This is a genomic window from Haloarcula sp. NS06 (assembly GCF_051122755.1).
In the GTDB taxonomy this organism is placed as follows: domain Archaea; phylum Halobacteriota; class Halobacteria; order Halobacteriales; family Haloarculaceae; genus Haloarcula.
The window spans coordinates 2,608,375-2,620,922 of sequence record NZ_CP184844.1 but is presented as its reverse complement, the minus strand read 5'-3'; the positions used below and the strand labels follow the sequence as shown (position 1 = coordinate 2,620,922).

The 12,548-nt window shown below is 60.7% G+C and carries 17 protein-coding genes, 1 tRNA gene and 1 pseudogene; 13 read left to right on the top strand and 6 right to left on the bottom strand.

Annotated elements, in window-relative coordinates; all coding sequences use genetic code 11:
• Positions 1-31 precede the first annotated feature (31 nt).
• Both ACODNH_RS17430 and ACODNH_RS17425 read left to right on the top strand, forming a co-directional pair.
• Complete coding sequence (locus ACODNH_RS17430; protein WP_434531450.1) at positions 32-472, top strand: GNAT family N-acetyltransferase; 441 nt, start codon at positions 32-34, stop codon at positions 470-472.
• 137 nt (positions 473-609) lie between these two features.
• Positions 610-1,392: a YihY/virulence factor BrkB family protein gene (locus ACODNH_RS17425; protein ID WP_434530658.1), complete on the top strand. Its 783-nt coding sequence runs from the start codon at positions 610-612 to the stop codon at positions 1,390-1,392.
• A gap of 99 nt (positions 1,393-1,491) precedes the next feature.
• On the opposite strand, the gene ACODNH_RS17420 is transcribed toward ACODNH_RS17425, so the two are convergent.
• Positions 1,492-1,565: transfer RNA gene (locus ACODNH_RS17420), tRNA-Lys, on the bottom strand.
• Between the two features lie 255 nt (positions 1,566-1,820).
• Here ACODNH_RS17420 and ACODNH_RS17415 point away from each other — a divergent pair.
• On the top strand, positions 1,821-3,287 hold the full coding sequence (locus ACODNH_RS17415; protein ID WP_434530657.1) for a DHH family phosphoesterase: 1,467 nt from the start codon (positions 1,821-1,823) through the stop codon (positions 3,285-3,287).
• Here the strand turns inward: ACODNH_RS17415 and ACODNH_RS17410 are convergent.
• Positions 3,284-3,583, bottom strand: coding sequence for a PRC-barrel domain-containing protein (locus ACODNH_RS17410; protein ID WP_004961709.1), 300 nt, complete (start codon positions 3,581-3,583; stop codon positions 3,284-3,286). The two genes, ACODNH_RS17415 and ACODNH_RS17410, sit on opposite strands and share 4 nt — an antisense overlap.
• 204 nt (positions 3,584-3,787) lie before the next feature.
• On the opposite strand from ACODNH_RS17410, the gene ACODNH_RS17405 reads away from it, so the two are divergent.
• A complete protein-coding gene (locus ACODNH_RS17405) occupies positions 3,788-4,243 on the top strand; it encodes a peroxiredoxin family protein (protein ID WP_434530656.1) in 456 nt (151 codons plus the stop codon).
• Here ACODNH_RS17405 and ACODNH_RS17400 read toward each other — a convergent pair whose 3' ends face one another.
• Together ACODNH_RS17400 and ACODNH_RS17395 are read right to left on the bottom strand one after the other, a co-directional pair.
• Positions 4,244-4,783 carry a GNAT family N-acetyltransferase gene (locus ACODNH_RS17400; protein ID WP_434530655.1) on the bottom strand — a complete coding sequence of 180 codons (540 nt, stop codon included), beginning with the start codon at positions 4,781-4,783 and terminating at the stop codon, positions 4,244-4,246. It abuts the gene before it with no gap.
• A gap of 55 nt (positions 4,784-4,838) precedes the next feature.
• Positions 4,839-5,357: a GNAT family N-acetyltransferase gene (locus ACODNH_RS17395; RefSeq protein WP_434530654.1), complete on the bottom strand. Its 519-nt coding sequence runs from the start codon at positions 5,355-5,357 to the stop codon at positions 4,839-4,841.
• Positions 5,358-5,474: 117 nt separating this feature from the next.
• Between ACODNH_RS17395 and nth the strand changes: the two genes are divergently transcribed.
• Positions 5,475-6,158 (top strand): endonuclease III, encoded by a 684-nt coding sequence (nth, locus tag ACODNH_RS17390; RefSeq protein WP_306706443.1) that lies wholly within the window; start codon positions 5,475-5,477, stop codon positions 6,156-6,158.
• 16 nt (positions 6,159-6,174) lie between these two features.
• Here the strand turns inward: nth and ACODNH_RS17385 are convergent, their stop codons facing one another.
• Complete coding sequence (locus ACODNH_RS17385; RefSeq protein ID WP_306706441.1) at positions 6,175-6,681, bottom strand: universal stress protein; 507 nt, start codon at positions 6,679-6,681, stop codon at positions 6,175-6,177.
• Positions 6,682-6,771: 90 nt separating this feature from the next.
• Positions 6,772-7,254 (bottom strand): DUF7321 family protein, encoded by a 483-nt coding sequence (locus ACODNH_RS17380; protein WP_008309382.1) that lies wholly within the window; start codon positions 7,252-7,254, stop codon positions 6,772-6,774.
• A gap of 87 nt (positions 7,255-7,341) precedes the next feature.
• On the opposite strand from ACODNH_RS17380, the gene ACODNH_RS17375 reads away from it, so the two are divergent.
• The 8 genes and pseudogenes from ACODNH_RS17375 (at position 7,342) to ACODNH_RS17340 (ending at position 12,523) form a co-directional block, all read left to right on the top strand.
• On the top strand, positions 7,342-8,247 hold the full coding sequence (locus ACODNH_RS17375; RefSeq protein ID WP_434530653.1) for a DUF7319 domain-containing protein: 906 nt from the start codon (positions 7,342-7,344) through the stop codon (positions 8,245-8,247).
• A 64-nt stretch (positions 8,248-8,311) separates the two neighbouring features.
• Positions 8,312-8,966 (top strand): annotated as a pseudogene (locus tag ACODNH_RS17370) (halocyanin domain-containing protein).
• Entirely contained in the window at positions 8,966-9,385 is a 420-nt protein-coding gene (locus ACODNH_RS17365; RefSeq protein WP_306706433.1) for a DUF7318 family protein, read from the top strand. The pseudogene ACODNH_RS17370 and the gene ACODNH_RS17365 overlap by 1 nt, the downstream one beginning before the upstream one ends.
• Position 9,386: 1 nt before the next feature.
• Positions 9,387-10,253, top strand: coding sequence for a ubiquinol-cytochrome c reductase iron-sulfur subunit (locus tag ACODNH_RS17360; RefSeq protein WP_434530652.1), 867 nt, complete (start codon positions 9,387-9,389; stop codon positions 10,251-10,253).
• A 3-nt stretch (positions 10,254-10,256) separates the two neighbouring features.
• Positions 10,257-11,060, top strand: a complete 804-nt coding sequence (locus tag ACODNH_RS17355) for a cytochrome b (RefSeq protein WP_306706428.1) — start codon at positions 10,257-10,259, stop codon at positions 11,058-11,060.
• Positions 11,061-11,064: 4 nt separating this feature from the next.
• On the top strand, positions 11,065-11,829 hold the full coding sequence (locus ACODNH_RS17350; protein WP_306706426.1) for a cytochrome bc complex cytochrome b subunit: 765 nt from the start codon (positions 11,065-11,067) through the stop codon (positions 11,827-11,829).
• A gap of 114 nt (positions 11,830-11,943) precedes the next feature.
• Positions 11,944-12,243: a DUF7315 family membrane protein gene (locus tag ACODNH_RS17345; protein ID WP_306706424.1), complete on the top strand. Its 300-nt coding sequence runs from the start codon at positions 11,944-11,946 to the stop codon at positions 12,241-12,243.
• A gap of 10 nt (positions 12,244-12,253) precedes the next feature.
• Positions 12,254-12,523: a DUF7314 family protein gene (locus ACODNH_RS17340; RefSeq protein WP_434530651.1), complete on the top strand. Its 270-nt coding sequence runs from the start codon at positions 12,254-12,256 to the stop codon at positions 12,521-12,523.
• Positions 12,524-12,548 lie beyond the last annotated feature (25 nt).

The following is a 12,548-nucleotide window of genomic DNA, read 5'->3' as shown; positions in this document are numbered from 1 at the left end:
ACATACAGGGGACCCGCTCGAAACCGCGGGCATGAACCACTTGGAAGTCGATGTCGGCACTTGGGATGCGTTCCGAGACGCAGCAACGGCCGTTCGAAAAGCAGTGTTCGTTGAGGAACAGGGCGTCTCCGAGGATGAGGAACTCGATGGAAATGACTCGGACGCCGTTCAGTTTCTGGCCCGTGACGACGAGTATCCCGTTGGGACTGCTCGGCTCCGGTTCCCCAAGCCCACGGTCGGCAAGGTTGAGCGGGTCGCGGTCCGCGAGCCGTATCGGGGCGATGGCGTCGGCGCAGCGCTGATGCGGGCCGTCGAAGATGCCGCTCGTGACGATGGCGCAACTGAACTCAAACTCCACGCACAGACTCACGTCGAGCCGTTTTACCAGCACCTCGGCTATGAGACGGTCAGCGACGAATTCGAGGAAGCCGGCATCCCACACGTCAAGATGCGAAAACAGCTGGACGGCTGAACGGGGTGTCCAGTGACTTACGGGCCGAGTGCGCCATGAGAGACGAATATGGTATTGCTGGGGATCAGTCGTAGCTGTCTCGTGATCTCGGCTGTCGAAGCACAAACATGTTTCCCTGCTTCCGCTGTTTTCGGAGTATGGCGCGACGAGCTGAGTGGATCGCAACGGCGAAGACAGTCGCCGGTATCGCGTACGAGAGCGATATCAGGTACATCGCCACATCGCTGGCGTACTATGCGTTCATCTCGCTCATGCCGGTGCTGTTGCTCGTGTTCATCATCTTCGGCCGGCAACTGGCTGGCGTGGTTTCAGTCACGGGAGCGCAGTTCCTCACTCCCGATACACAGCAACTGTTATACGAGGGATTGACGGCGGCGACGGGCCGGACAACAGCGACAGTCCTCTCCGTGGTCGTGCTGGCATGGAGCGGTGCCAATGTTGCGGTCGGCTTCCTGACCGTTGTCGAGCGGATCGAGCCGGTGGCGGAGCAGCCACTCTCAAAGCAGGTGTCCGACGCTGTAGTTGTCCTCGGGACGCTTACTGCCGCAGTTCTCGTAATCCTTATCCAGAGCGTGTTTCTGGCTCTCTTTGCCACCGGTCTGCTGCGCGTGCTCGTCGGATTCGCTGTTCTGTTTGTCACCCTGACCGTGACGCTGCTGCCCCTGTATTTTGTCCCGTCACGTGTCGCCGGCTCGCTTACCGCATCGCTCCCGGGCGCGATAACGACCGCACTGGGCTGGACCGTCCTCCATGCGGCGATCCAGTTCTTTGCTGCCAACGCCGGACAGTACGCCATCTACGGCGTTCTCAGTGGACTCATACTCATCCTCACAAGTACGTATGTGGCCGCGATTGTCCTGATGCTCGGTGTCGTTGTCAACGCAGTACTCGCCACTGATGCTGGCGACCTGTATGTCTAAGTGGCTAAGTCTAGTCTGTGACCGTCGCTTCATCCATCATTCAAACCTCTTCTCATCGAAGTCGCAACGCTCACGGTTTTCGTTTGCGGCGCAAGAATACGGGCCGGAAGGGATTTGAACCCTTGACCGACGGCTTAAGAGGCCGTCGCTCTGCCAGACTGAGCTACCGGCCCAGTGCACTCAATTCTCTGGACGGCCCGGTAAAATAGGTTTTCATTCGGACGCCTTGTGTCGGTCGGTCCCACGTTTCTTGCACACAACAGTCGACTAGCGGCGATTGACTATCATAGGAGCCAGGCGGGGCTCGACTGTATCCGTGCTGGACGACGTTTGAGGGTCTCTCGGACCGTTTCTCCAGGAGGCCGTTCCCAGTTGTTGGCGAAATAGCTGGCATTAAAGAGGCTTGACGCCAAGCGATACAGACACTAATGAGTACAGCCAGCGGCATCACGATGGCCTCTATGTCGACCTACGCCATCCTCGGGTGTGGGAGTGTTGGCCACGCCGTGGCGGAAGAACTCGTCGGGGAGGGGAAAGACGTCCTCATCCTCGACGCGGACGAGGGGCGAGTGGAGGCGCTCCGCGATCAGGACCTCAACGCACAGCAGGCGGACATCTGCGAAACCGACGTCGCCCAGACGGTGGCCGACCGCGACGTGGTTCTCATCATGTCTCCGGATGTGAACGCCAACGCCGAAGCGGTGCAGAACATCCGCGAGTCCGGCGGGGAGCAGTTCATCGTCGCTCGCGCCGACGACCCGGTGTCCGCCGACGACCTCACCGAACTCGGTGCGGACGTGGTCATCAATCCCTCTGCGGTCATCGCGGACTCGGCGCTTCGAGCACTGGAAACGGGTGAACTGGAGTACAAGGCTTCCCAGCTTGGGGATGTCATCGATGGGACCGAGGACCGCATGGCGATACTCATCCACCGGTCGCCGGACCCCGATTCCATCGCCTCGGCAGCCGCATTGCGGGCCATCGCTGCGAGCCGTGACGTAGAAGCAGATATCATCTACGAGGGCGAGATCGGGCATCAGGAAAACCGTGCGTTCGTCAATCTCCTCGGCATCGAACTGACCTCGAACGAGGATGTCGACCTCGATGAGTACGATACGTTCGCGCTAGTGGACGTTGCCAAGGGTGGCGAACCGGCTATTGAGTCGGTCGATATCGTTGTCGACCACTACGAACACGAGCATGAACTGGAACACGACGCCGCTTTCTCCGATATCCGGCCGAACATCTCGGCCACGTCGACGATTCTGACGAAGTACATTCAGGAACTGGATCTCAACCTCGACCAGAGCGTCGCCACGGCGCTGCTGTACGGCATTCGCGCCGAGACGCTGGACTTCAAACGGGATACGACACCGGCGGACCTGACCGCTGCGGCGTATCTGTATCCATTCGCCGACCACGACACGCTCGAACAGGTCGAATCGCCGTCGATGAGTCCGGAAACGCTTGACGTGCTCGCTGAAGCGATCCGGAACCGCGAGGTTCAGGGGAGCCACCTCGTCTCCAACGCCGGGTTCATTCGGGACCGCGACGCGCTAGCGCAGGCGGCACAGCACCTCCTCAATCTAGAAGGTATCACGACCACAGCGGTGTTCGCTATCGCCGATGACACTATCTATCTCGCCGCTCGATCGAAGGACATCCGGATGAACATCGGCAAGGTGCTGTCGGACGCGTTCGGCGAGATGGGCGAGACAGCGGGCCACTCCACCGATGCCAGCGTCGAGATACCGCTTGGTATCTTCACCGGCCTCGATACGAGCGACGACAACAGAGATACACTGCTGGAACTCACTGAAGAAGCGGTCAAACGGAAACTGTTCGAAGCGATGGGCGTCGACAGTTCCAGCAGCGAGAGTTCGAACGGTAACTAGGCGGGGACTTCTTCTTCTTCGTCGCCGGCTTCAGGCTGGCGGAGCCGTTCGACGATATCACTGACGATGACGACATCGCCGACAGCCTGAACCCACCGGTACGGGATGATGACGCCTCGCGATGCGTTCACTTCTTCGTCAAACAGTTCTGTGTTAAGCTGGTGGAGTGCCAGCCCTGTCACTTCCTTGCGGTCGAGTTCCAGCCGAAGGTCCTCGACTTCGCCGACGAACACGCCGTTTTTCGAATACACCTCACGACCCACGAGGGCTGTAATCTCCTGTGGCAGATTCTCCATTCCCATACGACGGTGGTTGGTCGGACGGCTTATAAAGCTTCTTTGCGACTGAAACGTCTGCGGTGCAGGGACTCAATACCACACAGCACTCCCGGAAACCGACCGCCGAGCTGATTCCGTCTCGCCGGTAGCACTGCCGCCACGCAGGTACCAGACGCCTGTTCGGGCCGCGGGACTTTTATTACACTTTCCCGTTCGCTCGGTATGCTCTCCGATGGTGATCCCGCCCCGGATTTCGACCTGCAAGGGACCGCGGACGGCGGTACTGGTGCCTATCGGCTGTCGGCTGCGACGAACCGCGCGCCGGTGGTCGTGGCGTTCGTTCCCGGCGACGACCCCGAGTCGCGGACTGTCCTCAATGAGCTAGCCGACGCAGACTGGGCGAGCGTATCAGATGCCGTGGCTGTCTTTGGCGTTCTCCCAACAGATATCGACAACTGCCGGTCGCTCGCATCGGCGTTGTCGCTTCCCTACCCGCTGTTGGCTGACACCCACGGCGTCGCGACGCAGTTCGGCGTCAGAAAACAGGACGGGGGCGTCCAGCGAGCGGCGTTCGTCGTCGACCAGCGATGTCGTGTTCGGGCGGCGACAGCGTTCGACGATATCGACAGGACCTCGCCGGCTCTTGACACGGTTCTGGGTGGCCTTGCCGAGTTGTAGCTACTCACCGTGGTCCAGTTCGCCCTCTAACAGACCGTAGATGTACACGTCTTCGTAACGACCATCGCGGAACCAGTGGTCCCGGAATGTCCCCTCTCGCTGGAACCCCGTCTTTTCGAGCACGCGCTGGGAGCCTTCGTTGCCGACGAAGACCTTCGCGTACACTCGATGGAATCGGCGCTCCTGAAACGCGTACTCGGTGAGCGTCCGGGCGGCGTCGGTCGCGTAGCCGTTGCCCCACGCGTCCGGTGTGAGCCAGTAGCCGAGTTCGGCCATCCCTATCCGGTCCGTGACGTCGTTCAGCCCGATGATGCCGACTGCTTCGCCGTCGACACAGACGAGCAGATGCACGTCACCGGTCTCGCCGCTGGCGACGGACTCGACCCACTCACGCTCAGCCTGTTCGGAGATCGGCTCTGTGGCCGAGAGCCCGTGTCTGACATCCGGGTCGTTGATCGTCTCTTGCAGGAACTCGACATCTTCGCCTTCGACCGTTCGGAGCGTTACCGTCTCGCCCCGGAGGAATGCTGATCCGGGCATACACAAGCCGACGAGGGGGTACTGAAAGAAGCTTCGGAAGGTGTGTGAAAGGGGTTCATGGATCCCACTCGTCAGCCAGCAGGCCGTACTCCAGTAGATCGACGTACTCGCCGTCAACGAAGGCGTGGTCCCGGCGTCGCCCCTCCTGCTGGAATCCGACTTTTTCCAGCACACGTGCGGAGGCCGGGTTGGTGGCGTAGCAGTCCGCGCCGAGTTTGTTCAGTCGCAGTTCCTGAAACGCATACCGTGCGAGACAAGCCACAGCATCGGTCGCGTAGCCGTTGCCCCAGTGATCCGGGCATATCGAGTACCCGAGCACACCAAATCCCCACGGGTGGTGGTCTTCGTGGAGCATACACGTCCCGACCGGCTCATCGTCCACACAGACGACAAAGTGCGTGTCGGCATCGCGGTTATCAAGGTCTTCGGCGGCAGGCTCGGAAAGTGGCTCGTTGAAGCCGATATTATGCCGGACTTGTGGCTCGTTTAATAGCTGCTGTAGCAGGTCGTTATCGGTTGCTTGCTGCGGGTGGAGCGTCACCCGCTCGCCGTGGATGAACACTGGTCCTGGCACGCATGAAATAACCCATAGTTGATACAAGGGTGTTGCCATAGGTTGTGTGGTGGTAACATGTAATCAGCAGGCAGTGGAGAACGACACGCCAAAGGGAACACAGTACTGCCGTGAGATATGGGAACGCCGCTGGAGTCACGCAAGGAACAGGCAACGGAGGTCGTCGACCGACTGCACGAGGAATACCCCGATTCGGCGATTTCACTGAACTACAGCAGCCGTCTGGAACTGCTGATTGCCGTCGTCCTCTCCGCACAGTGTACTGACGAACGAGTCAACGAGGTCACAGCAGACCTGTTCGAGAAGTACCAGAGTGCTGAGGACTATGCTGCGGCCTCCGAGGAGCAACTCGCCGAGGACATCTACGGCATCACGTTCCACAACAACAAGGGCGGCTATCTTCAGGGAATCGGTGAAATCCTGGCCGAAGAACACGACGGCGAGGTCCCTGATACGATGTCCGCTCTCACTGATCTCCCAGGTGTCGGCCGTAAGACGGCGAACGTTGTCCTCCAGCATGGCCACGATGTCGTCGAGGGCATCGTCGTCGACACGCACGTCCAGCGGCTCTCGCGGCGGCTGGGGCTCACCGAAGAAGAGCGCCCGGAAGCTATCGAGCAGGACCTGCTCGACGTGGTGCCCGAAACCGAGTGGCAACAATTTACGCACCTGCTCATCGACCACGGGCGAGCCGTGTGTGGTGCGCGCTCGGCCGACTGTGAGGCGTGCGTGCTCGCGGACATCTGTCCCTCGGAAAAGGGCGACAGCGAGGGCGACCTCGCCAGCGGCGAGGCGTGGTAGCCTCGCGCTGGGCGACTTAGTTTTCGTCGTCACTGAGGCGCGCAGTGAGCACTGGCACGTCGGACGTGCGAACGACCTTTTCGGCGACGCTACCGAGCAGATACCGTTCAATACCCGTCCGACCGTGGGTGCCCATGACGATGAGGTCGATATCGTTCTCGTCGGCATAGTCGAGGATTGCCCTGTGCGGCGGACCGCGTTCGATGGCGGTGACGGTATCGACTGTGTCGACTTCGTCCGCCGCCGCCTCGACAATGGCCTGTGACCGATCCTGCAGTGACGAGTCGATGTTATGCTTTTCGCCGACCATGCCCGGCTCCGACTCGTCGTGTTCCTCAGCAATCATGCCGGTCGTCGCGCCCTCCGGGCCCGCGGAGGTCATTCCGATGTGCGGCGACGACGTATCGAGCACGGTCATGATGTGTAACGTCGCGTCGTGCGTTTCGGCAAGATTGCGTGCATGTTCCAGCGCGGCTGCTGCTCCGTCACTACCGTCGGTTGGAAAGAGGATGTGTTCATACATTGGAACCACAGCTAGCGATGGACATGCAAGGCTAATGAAACATATAGTCCATTCGCAGAAGCCGAGAATCAGACCGGCTGTCAGCGACACTCACGCCACATACCGGAGGGCGTACCGAGCGATACCGACCAGATACGCCAGCAGCCAGAAGATGACATAGCCGAACACCCCGATACGGAGCCGAGAACGCCAGTGGCTGAACGTCTCGTCGCCGATTTCGTCCAGTAATAGGTCTTCATCATACTCGTTGTAGAGGTCGTGTTCCCGCTTCGCGCGGAAGATACGGACGATACCCGTCCCGCCGAAGGCAAGCAGCGCGTATGCCTGCAGACCGAGCATCGCGTGGACAGCGGATAGGCCTCCGAGTTGGTCCGGGAGCCGTGGGATCATCCAAAACACCATCGGGACGGTGGTCAACACCAGCCCTGTCGTGACGAACTTCAGGTGATGCACAAGCACGTCCCAGGTGACCGGCTCCGTCTCGATGATGTAGTACGCACCATACAGGAAACAGGGGAGGCTGAGACTCACCGACAGTAACACGACTGTGGCCACGAGGCCGTCCGACACCATGGGCCGACCTAGGGACAGTGCTCGCTAAAGACTGCCGGATGCAGAAGGTCAGAACTTGTAAGCCATCGCGGTCCGTACACCCAAACAATGGCCGACCCGGACTCGACGTCTCCAACGGAGGACGAGCGCGGGAATACCCCTGCGGACGCGGTAACTGCCGAAACCGAGCCCGGTGGACACGGGGCTGAAGGCGACGGCGGTGAGACGAGCGAAGACGGCGAGTCGGGCGAGGAACTCGACACGGAGGCACTCCGGAAGCAGGTCGAAGAAAAGTACGACTTCGACAACTTCGGCCCGGCGGACATGGCCGAGATGACTGCTGAAGAATGGGACGTTGCCTTCGATGAGGAGTCCTGGATCATCGGCGACGAACTCCTTGACCGGGTCACGCGGGACCTGCGAAACCGCGTCGCAAACCGTGACGTGTTTGCTCGTATCGAACGCCATCGGGATCCGCCGCGGGTGCTTGCGTACTCCGACGAAGGCTACGCAGTCGTCTATCCCGATGGAAGCCTCGAAGGTGAGGGGACCGTCATGCGCGACGTGAAGCCCACGGTCGCATTGTGTTCGATGGATTCCTATGACGTGCCCGATAATGTCCCCGACAGGCCCCTCCCCAAGCCGGAGGAGGTCCCCGAAGGTGGCGGCGAACTCGGGAACTGGATGTTACAGGCGATTGCCGGAGCACAGTTCCTTGCCGGGATTGCCCTGCTGGGAGGTGCAGCACTGGCGACCGCTGGCGTCATTGGCAACAGGGGGACCAGCATCGCGCTGCTAGTCGTGGCTGGCGTTGCCTTCATCGGCGTGTCGCTCGTCCTCTTTTTCACCGTCGCAAACGCGAGGCTCTCGGACACGTTCCGCTCTGAGGAGTACCGAGACAGACTGCGGGCTATCGGACTCGAGGACGGCGAACGACCGGAGTTCGTTCCGGAGCTCAGCCCGCAGAATTCGGGGTCTGAAGAAGGGGCTGGCGAAACTGACGAAGCCGGGTAGTGACGGTTCCTGCGGGTGGTATTCGGTGGGTTTATACAAACTCAGTCCTGATTCCACAGTGTATATGAACAGACGGGAGTTCGTCCGGACAGCAGGGGGGCCGCCGGTGCCGCGGCGACCCTCAGTGCCACCGGCGCAGCCGCCGCACAGGAGGAAGGCGGTGGCGGTGGCGAAACCGTCCCGGACTACGGCGGTTTCCTGGACCAGGTCGGGAACTTCGACGGGTCGACCGTTGACGCGACCGGACAGGATACAGTAACTGTCGAGGTCGGCGTGCAGGCCAACGGCGGCGCGTACGGGTTCGGTCCGCCAGCCGTCCACGTGGACAACGGCGCGACTGTCCAGTGGGAATGGACAGGCAACGGTGGCGGGCACAACGTCGTCTCGGACGGCGATGGTCCGCTGGACTCCGGCAGTACGGCCTCCAGTGCCGGCGTCAACTACGAACACACCTTCGAAGAGGACGGCATTTACCCGTACCTCTGTGTCCCCCACGAGGGACTCAACATGAAGGGGGCTATCGTTGTCGGTGAGGAGTATGCGACACAGACAATCGGTGGTGGCGGCCCCGTTGAGGTCGCCCCCCACGAGGCCGGCGTCCCCATACAGCCACACTACGTCGGGTTCGGTGCTGGACTTGCAGTCATCATCCCACTGATTTACACGTTCTTCCAGCTGAAGTACGGCGAGTCGCCCACACTAGCGGAGGGAACAACTGATGGCATCCGAAGGCTCCACCTACGGCGATATTCACCGATACGAACCGCCGCGCGAAAGCACAGCAGCGGCTGTCGGCATCGTGCTCCTGACCATTATTCAAGTTGGCCTTGTCGGGCTCTTCACCTACGGCATGATCGCTGGGTGGGCGTCCGGCATCGGCGCGTCGCTGACGGTCCGACTCATCGAGGCAAACATGTTCCTCGGTGGCGTGCTGACGGCAATTTTCATCGATCTCTCGTTCATCATGCTGCTGTACCGCAAGGAGTTCCTCCCTGACGTGATGATCGTCAAGAAACGCCGTCGTAAGTGGGAGGACCTCTACATCCGTCAGGAAGACGTCGACGGCACGACGGTGGCGGACGGCGACGAGCTTGCAGAGACGTTCAAACGCGCAGTGTACCCATACTACAAGAAATAACATGCCACTTGATGAAGACAAATACCCGGCCGAAACAGGCCGTCGTCGCTTTGTAAAGGGCGTCGTCGGAAGCGCTGCACTCTCGGGCGTTGGCGTCGGTGGCGCGGCAGCCGTCGACGCGACGACAGACGCCGCCGGCGAAGGTGGCGGGACAACCCCGTTCGTCGCCGTCGAGAACACCGGTGGACCGGCCCCGCGGGGGATGCCGATCATCCCAATCGAAATCGACGGTGGCGAGATCAGTGGGCTTTGGCCAGAGTACGACGAGAACGCCGGTGCGGCCGTTGCACCGGACTTCGGCGGGAGCGGTATCGACTACTCCTCGCAGTGGTTCCAGTACTGTGGTATCCAGAGCACTGCCGCTATCTACCCCCAGTCTGACCGGAACAGCACGTTTCTCAACGACACCGGGACCTTCTCTTGGCAGGGAGAGTACGAGTCCGGCAAACCACTCACGGTCGATATGTTCGAGGACTATCAGGACTGGGGCAACGGAATCGGTGACCCCGGCGTCGGGAAGCCTGCGAGCGTCGTCTGGCGGACCAACAGCGACGGAAAGAACGGCGCTCCGGTGCAAATAATCCGGTCAGCCGAGGTCGAGAAGATGGCCAACGGCGAGGGCAAGTACGCGGACCTTCCCGGAAGCGTCCAGTCATTCGTCTCCGAGGCAACTGACCAGGGCTTTATCGCCTGGCTGAACAAATGCACGCACTTCTGCTGTGTACCCGGGTTCAAAACGCAGACCGGGAGCGCTAACTTCGGCGCGGCCAACAACATCTATTGTCAGTGCCACCAGTCCGTGTATGACCCGTTCAGCCCCGTGCAAGCGACGTTCGTGGCGCTGCCACGCCCACCACAGACGGAGTAACCAATGAGTCTCGAACGCAAAGACGAACACGATCACAAAGGCTGGATGGAATCGCGCGAGTTGACGCCGATCGAATCGGTGTACCTGACCGTGCTTGTCTGGCTCGACCGACGGCTGCGCGTCGTTGACTACCTAGAGATCCTCGAAGATCTCTACTACAAAGTCAACATGCAGATGCCGAAGAGCCACACGGAACAGTACAACCTCGACAACAAATTCTGGTACTGGTACCCACTGTACGCACTCGGGTCGTTCTCGACAGTTGCGTACATCGTTGCCGCGATATCAGGCGCGCTGCTGGGCTTCTACTACGCACCGGCCGCCGCGGCTGCCGACGGGTCGCCCACAGTCGCGTACGATTCAGTGATGCTTATCATGGGCCAGCTCAATCTCGGCTACTTCCTGCGCTCGGTCCACCGCTGGGCCGCGCAGATTATGGTCGCCGCGGTGTTCCTCCACATGCTCCGTGTGTACTTCACCGGGGCATACAAGGAGCCGCGCGAGCTGAACTGGCTCATCGGCATCGTCCTGATTTCGCTGACGCTGGTGTTCGGATACACCGGCTATCTGCTTCCGTGGAGCCAGCTCTCGTTCTGGGCCGGCCAGATCGGAGTCGAGATGTCCCTCTCAATCCCGCTCATCGGTGAGTGGGTTGCACAGCTGATGTTCGGCGGGTTCACGCTCTCGCAGGCCACGCTACAACGGATGTACATCCTGCACGTGTTCTTCCTGCCGTTCATCACGACTGCCATCATCGCGGTCCACATCGGCATCGTCTGGATGCAGGGGATCGCTGAACCACACTAATACTATGAGCGACAACGACACAGACGACGTTCGCACGGACGGTTCCGGCACCGGTATCGTCTCGCCGGACGACGAGACCCCCGCGTGGTCCGAACGCAAAGAGCGGACCCAGGGGCTCTCCCGGCTGACGTACGAGTACTTCGAGCGGGCGCGCCGTGAGGATCAAGACCTTCGCCAGCAGTCGGACTACGTCGAGCGTGACGTGCTCGCGTTCCCGGCCTGGCCCCACGAGATGATGCGCAACATTGCGCTGACGTCTTTCTTCGTGGGCATGATCCTGTTCGTCTCGGCGACGCTGCCCCCGGAGATGCCGAATCCGGCCAACTCCAGCGTGACGCCAGCGATTATCCTGCCGGACTGGTATCTCTACTGGTCTTTCGGCCTGCTCAAGCTTGGCCCGCTGAACCCCGACCTGAGCATCCTCGGCGGCTCAAAGCTCATGGCCGACCGAACCTACGGTGTGCTGGCAAACGTCGTGGTCGTCGGCTTCGTCGCCATCGTCCCCTTCCTGAACAAGGGGTCGGCCCGCCGACCAGTCGAGCAGCCGTTCTGGGCTGCGGTCGGGATGTCTGGCGTCATCTTCAGCCTGACCATCGCGGCGCTGTCGATCAAGAACCTCGCCCCGATAGCACCACATCTGCTGTTCGACCTGACGTTCCTCGTCCCCATCGTCAGCGCGACGATCACCTACGCAGTGCTCAAGACGATGCGCGAGGGCTACATGTTCGACCTCAACCGTCGGTACTACCGGCTACGACCGCCGAAGTAACCCCGGTCGGTCGGTTCCTCCGTCATTTATTTTCACCCACAGCTCGTTTCCACCGCAAGCATTGCGGCCCCGTCTCGCCGCAGTAAAGTGGCTCCCGTCCTTACCAGGTACCCGATGACAGAGGACCAGTCAGCGGGGACTGAAGACGGTTCGGAGCGACGGGACGTTGTGGTGCCGCTTCGTGTGTACAAAGCCGTGACAGTGTTTTCAACGCTGTTTGCGATCGTCAGTGTTGTCGCCGGATTCATCCTCGTCGACGTGGCAACACAGCGGGCGTCAGCGCCTGCCTCGGAGATCGATGTTCCGGTCGGCATCGCCGGTATCGCGTGTATCCTCGCTGGCACAGTCGTCTATGCGTTTTCGACACGGTTCCGTACCGAGGAAATGGGAAAGTCTAAAGACGACGCTACCTAACGTTCGGATAATGGCTGACGAGTTCATGAAGGGGTTCGCGTGCCTCATGGTCGGCGGACTGGGCTGGATGACCGTCAAGGGCTGGTACAACACGCCGAGTTTCGAAGGGGCACAGCTCATCGGCGAACTTACCATCGAAGAACCGACCACGTTCGACCAGATTGCCCTGTTCATGGGCGACGCGCTCTTCTGGTTCGCAGTGCTGGGCGCGCTGACCTTCTGGGTCGTGCTTCCACTGATCAGTGAATTCCAGACGTACCTGGACGAGCGGTCGGCGTAACAGTACGCAGTAGCTTTTTTCGGGA

Excerpts from the sequence above, each read along its gene's own strand:
- ACODNH_RS17385 (WP_306706441.1), bottom strand. The coding sequence starts at position 6,681 with ATGTATGAACACATCCTCTTTCCAACCGACGGTAGTGACGGAGCAGCA.
- ACODNH_RS17415 (WP_434530657.1), top strand. The coding sequence starts at position 1,821 with ATGAGTACAGCCAGCGGCATCACGATGGCCTCTATGTCGACCTACGCC.
- ACODNH_RS17405 (WP_434530656.1), top strand. The coding sequence starts at position 3,788 with ATGCTCTCCGATGGTGATCCCGCCCCGGATTTCGACCTGCAAGGGACC.
- ACODNH_RS17410 (WP_004961709.1), bottom strand. The coding sequence starts at position 3,583 with ATGGAGAATCTGCCACAGGAGATTACAGCCCTCGTGGGTCGTGAGGTG.
- nth (WP_306706443.1), top strand. The coding sequence starts at position 5,475 with ATGGGAACGCCGCTGGAGTCACGCAAGGAACAGGCAACGGAGGTCGTC.
- ACODNH_RS17425 (WP_434530658.1), top strand. The coding sequence starts at position 610 with ATGGCGCGACGAGCTGAGTGGATCGCAACGGCGAAGACAGTCGCCGGT.
- ACODNH_RS17380 (WP_008309382.1), bottom strand. The coding sequence starts at position 7,254 with ATGGTGTCGGACGGCCTCGTGGCCACAGTCGTGTTACTGTCGGTGAGT.
- ACODNH_RS17365 (WP_306706433.1), top strand. The coding sequence starts at position 8,966 with ATGGCATCCGAAGGCTCCACCTACGGCGATATTCACCGATACGAACCG.
- ACODNH_RS17340 (WP_434530651.1), top strand. The coding sequence starts at position 12,254 with ATGGCTGACGAGTTCATGAAGGGGTTCGCGTGCCTCATGGTCGGCGGA.
- ACODNH_RS17400 (WP_434530655.1), bottom strand. The coding sequence starts at position 4,783 with ATGCCCGGATCAGCATTCCTCCGGGGCGAGACGGTAACGCTCCGAACG.
- ACODNH_RS17345 (WP_306706424.1), top strand. The coding sequence starts at position 11,944 with ATGACAGAGGACCAGTCAGCGGGGACTGAAGACGGTTCGGAGCGACGG.
- ACODNH_RS17375 (WP_434530653.1), top strand. The coding sequence starts at position 7,342 with ATGGCCGACCCGGACTCGACGTCTCCAACGGAGGACGAGCGCGGGAAT.
- ACODNH_RS17430 (WP_434531450.1), top strand. The coding sequence starts at position 32 with ATGAACCACTTGGAAGTCGATGTCGGCACTTGGGATGCGTTCCGAGAC.
- ACODNH_RS17350 (WP_306706426.1), top strand. The coding sequence starts at position 11,065 with ATGAGCGACAACGACACAGACGACGTTCGCACGGACGGTTCCGGCACC.
- ACODNH_RS17360 (WP_434530652.1), top strand. The coding sequence starts at position 9,387 with ATGCCACTTGATGAAGACAAATACCCGGCCGAAACAGGCCGTCGTCGC.
- ACODNH_RS17355 (WP_306706428.1), top strand. The coding sequence starts at position 10,257 with ATGAGTCTCGAACGCAAAGACGAACACGATCACAAAGGCTGGATGGAA.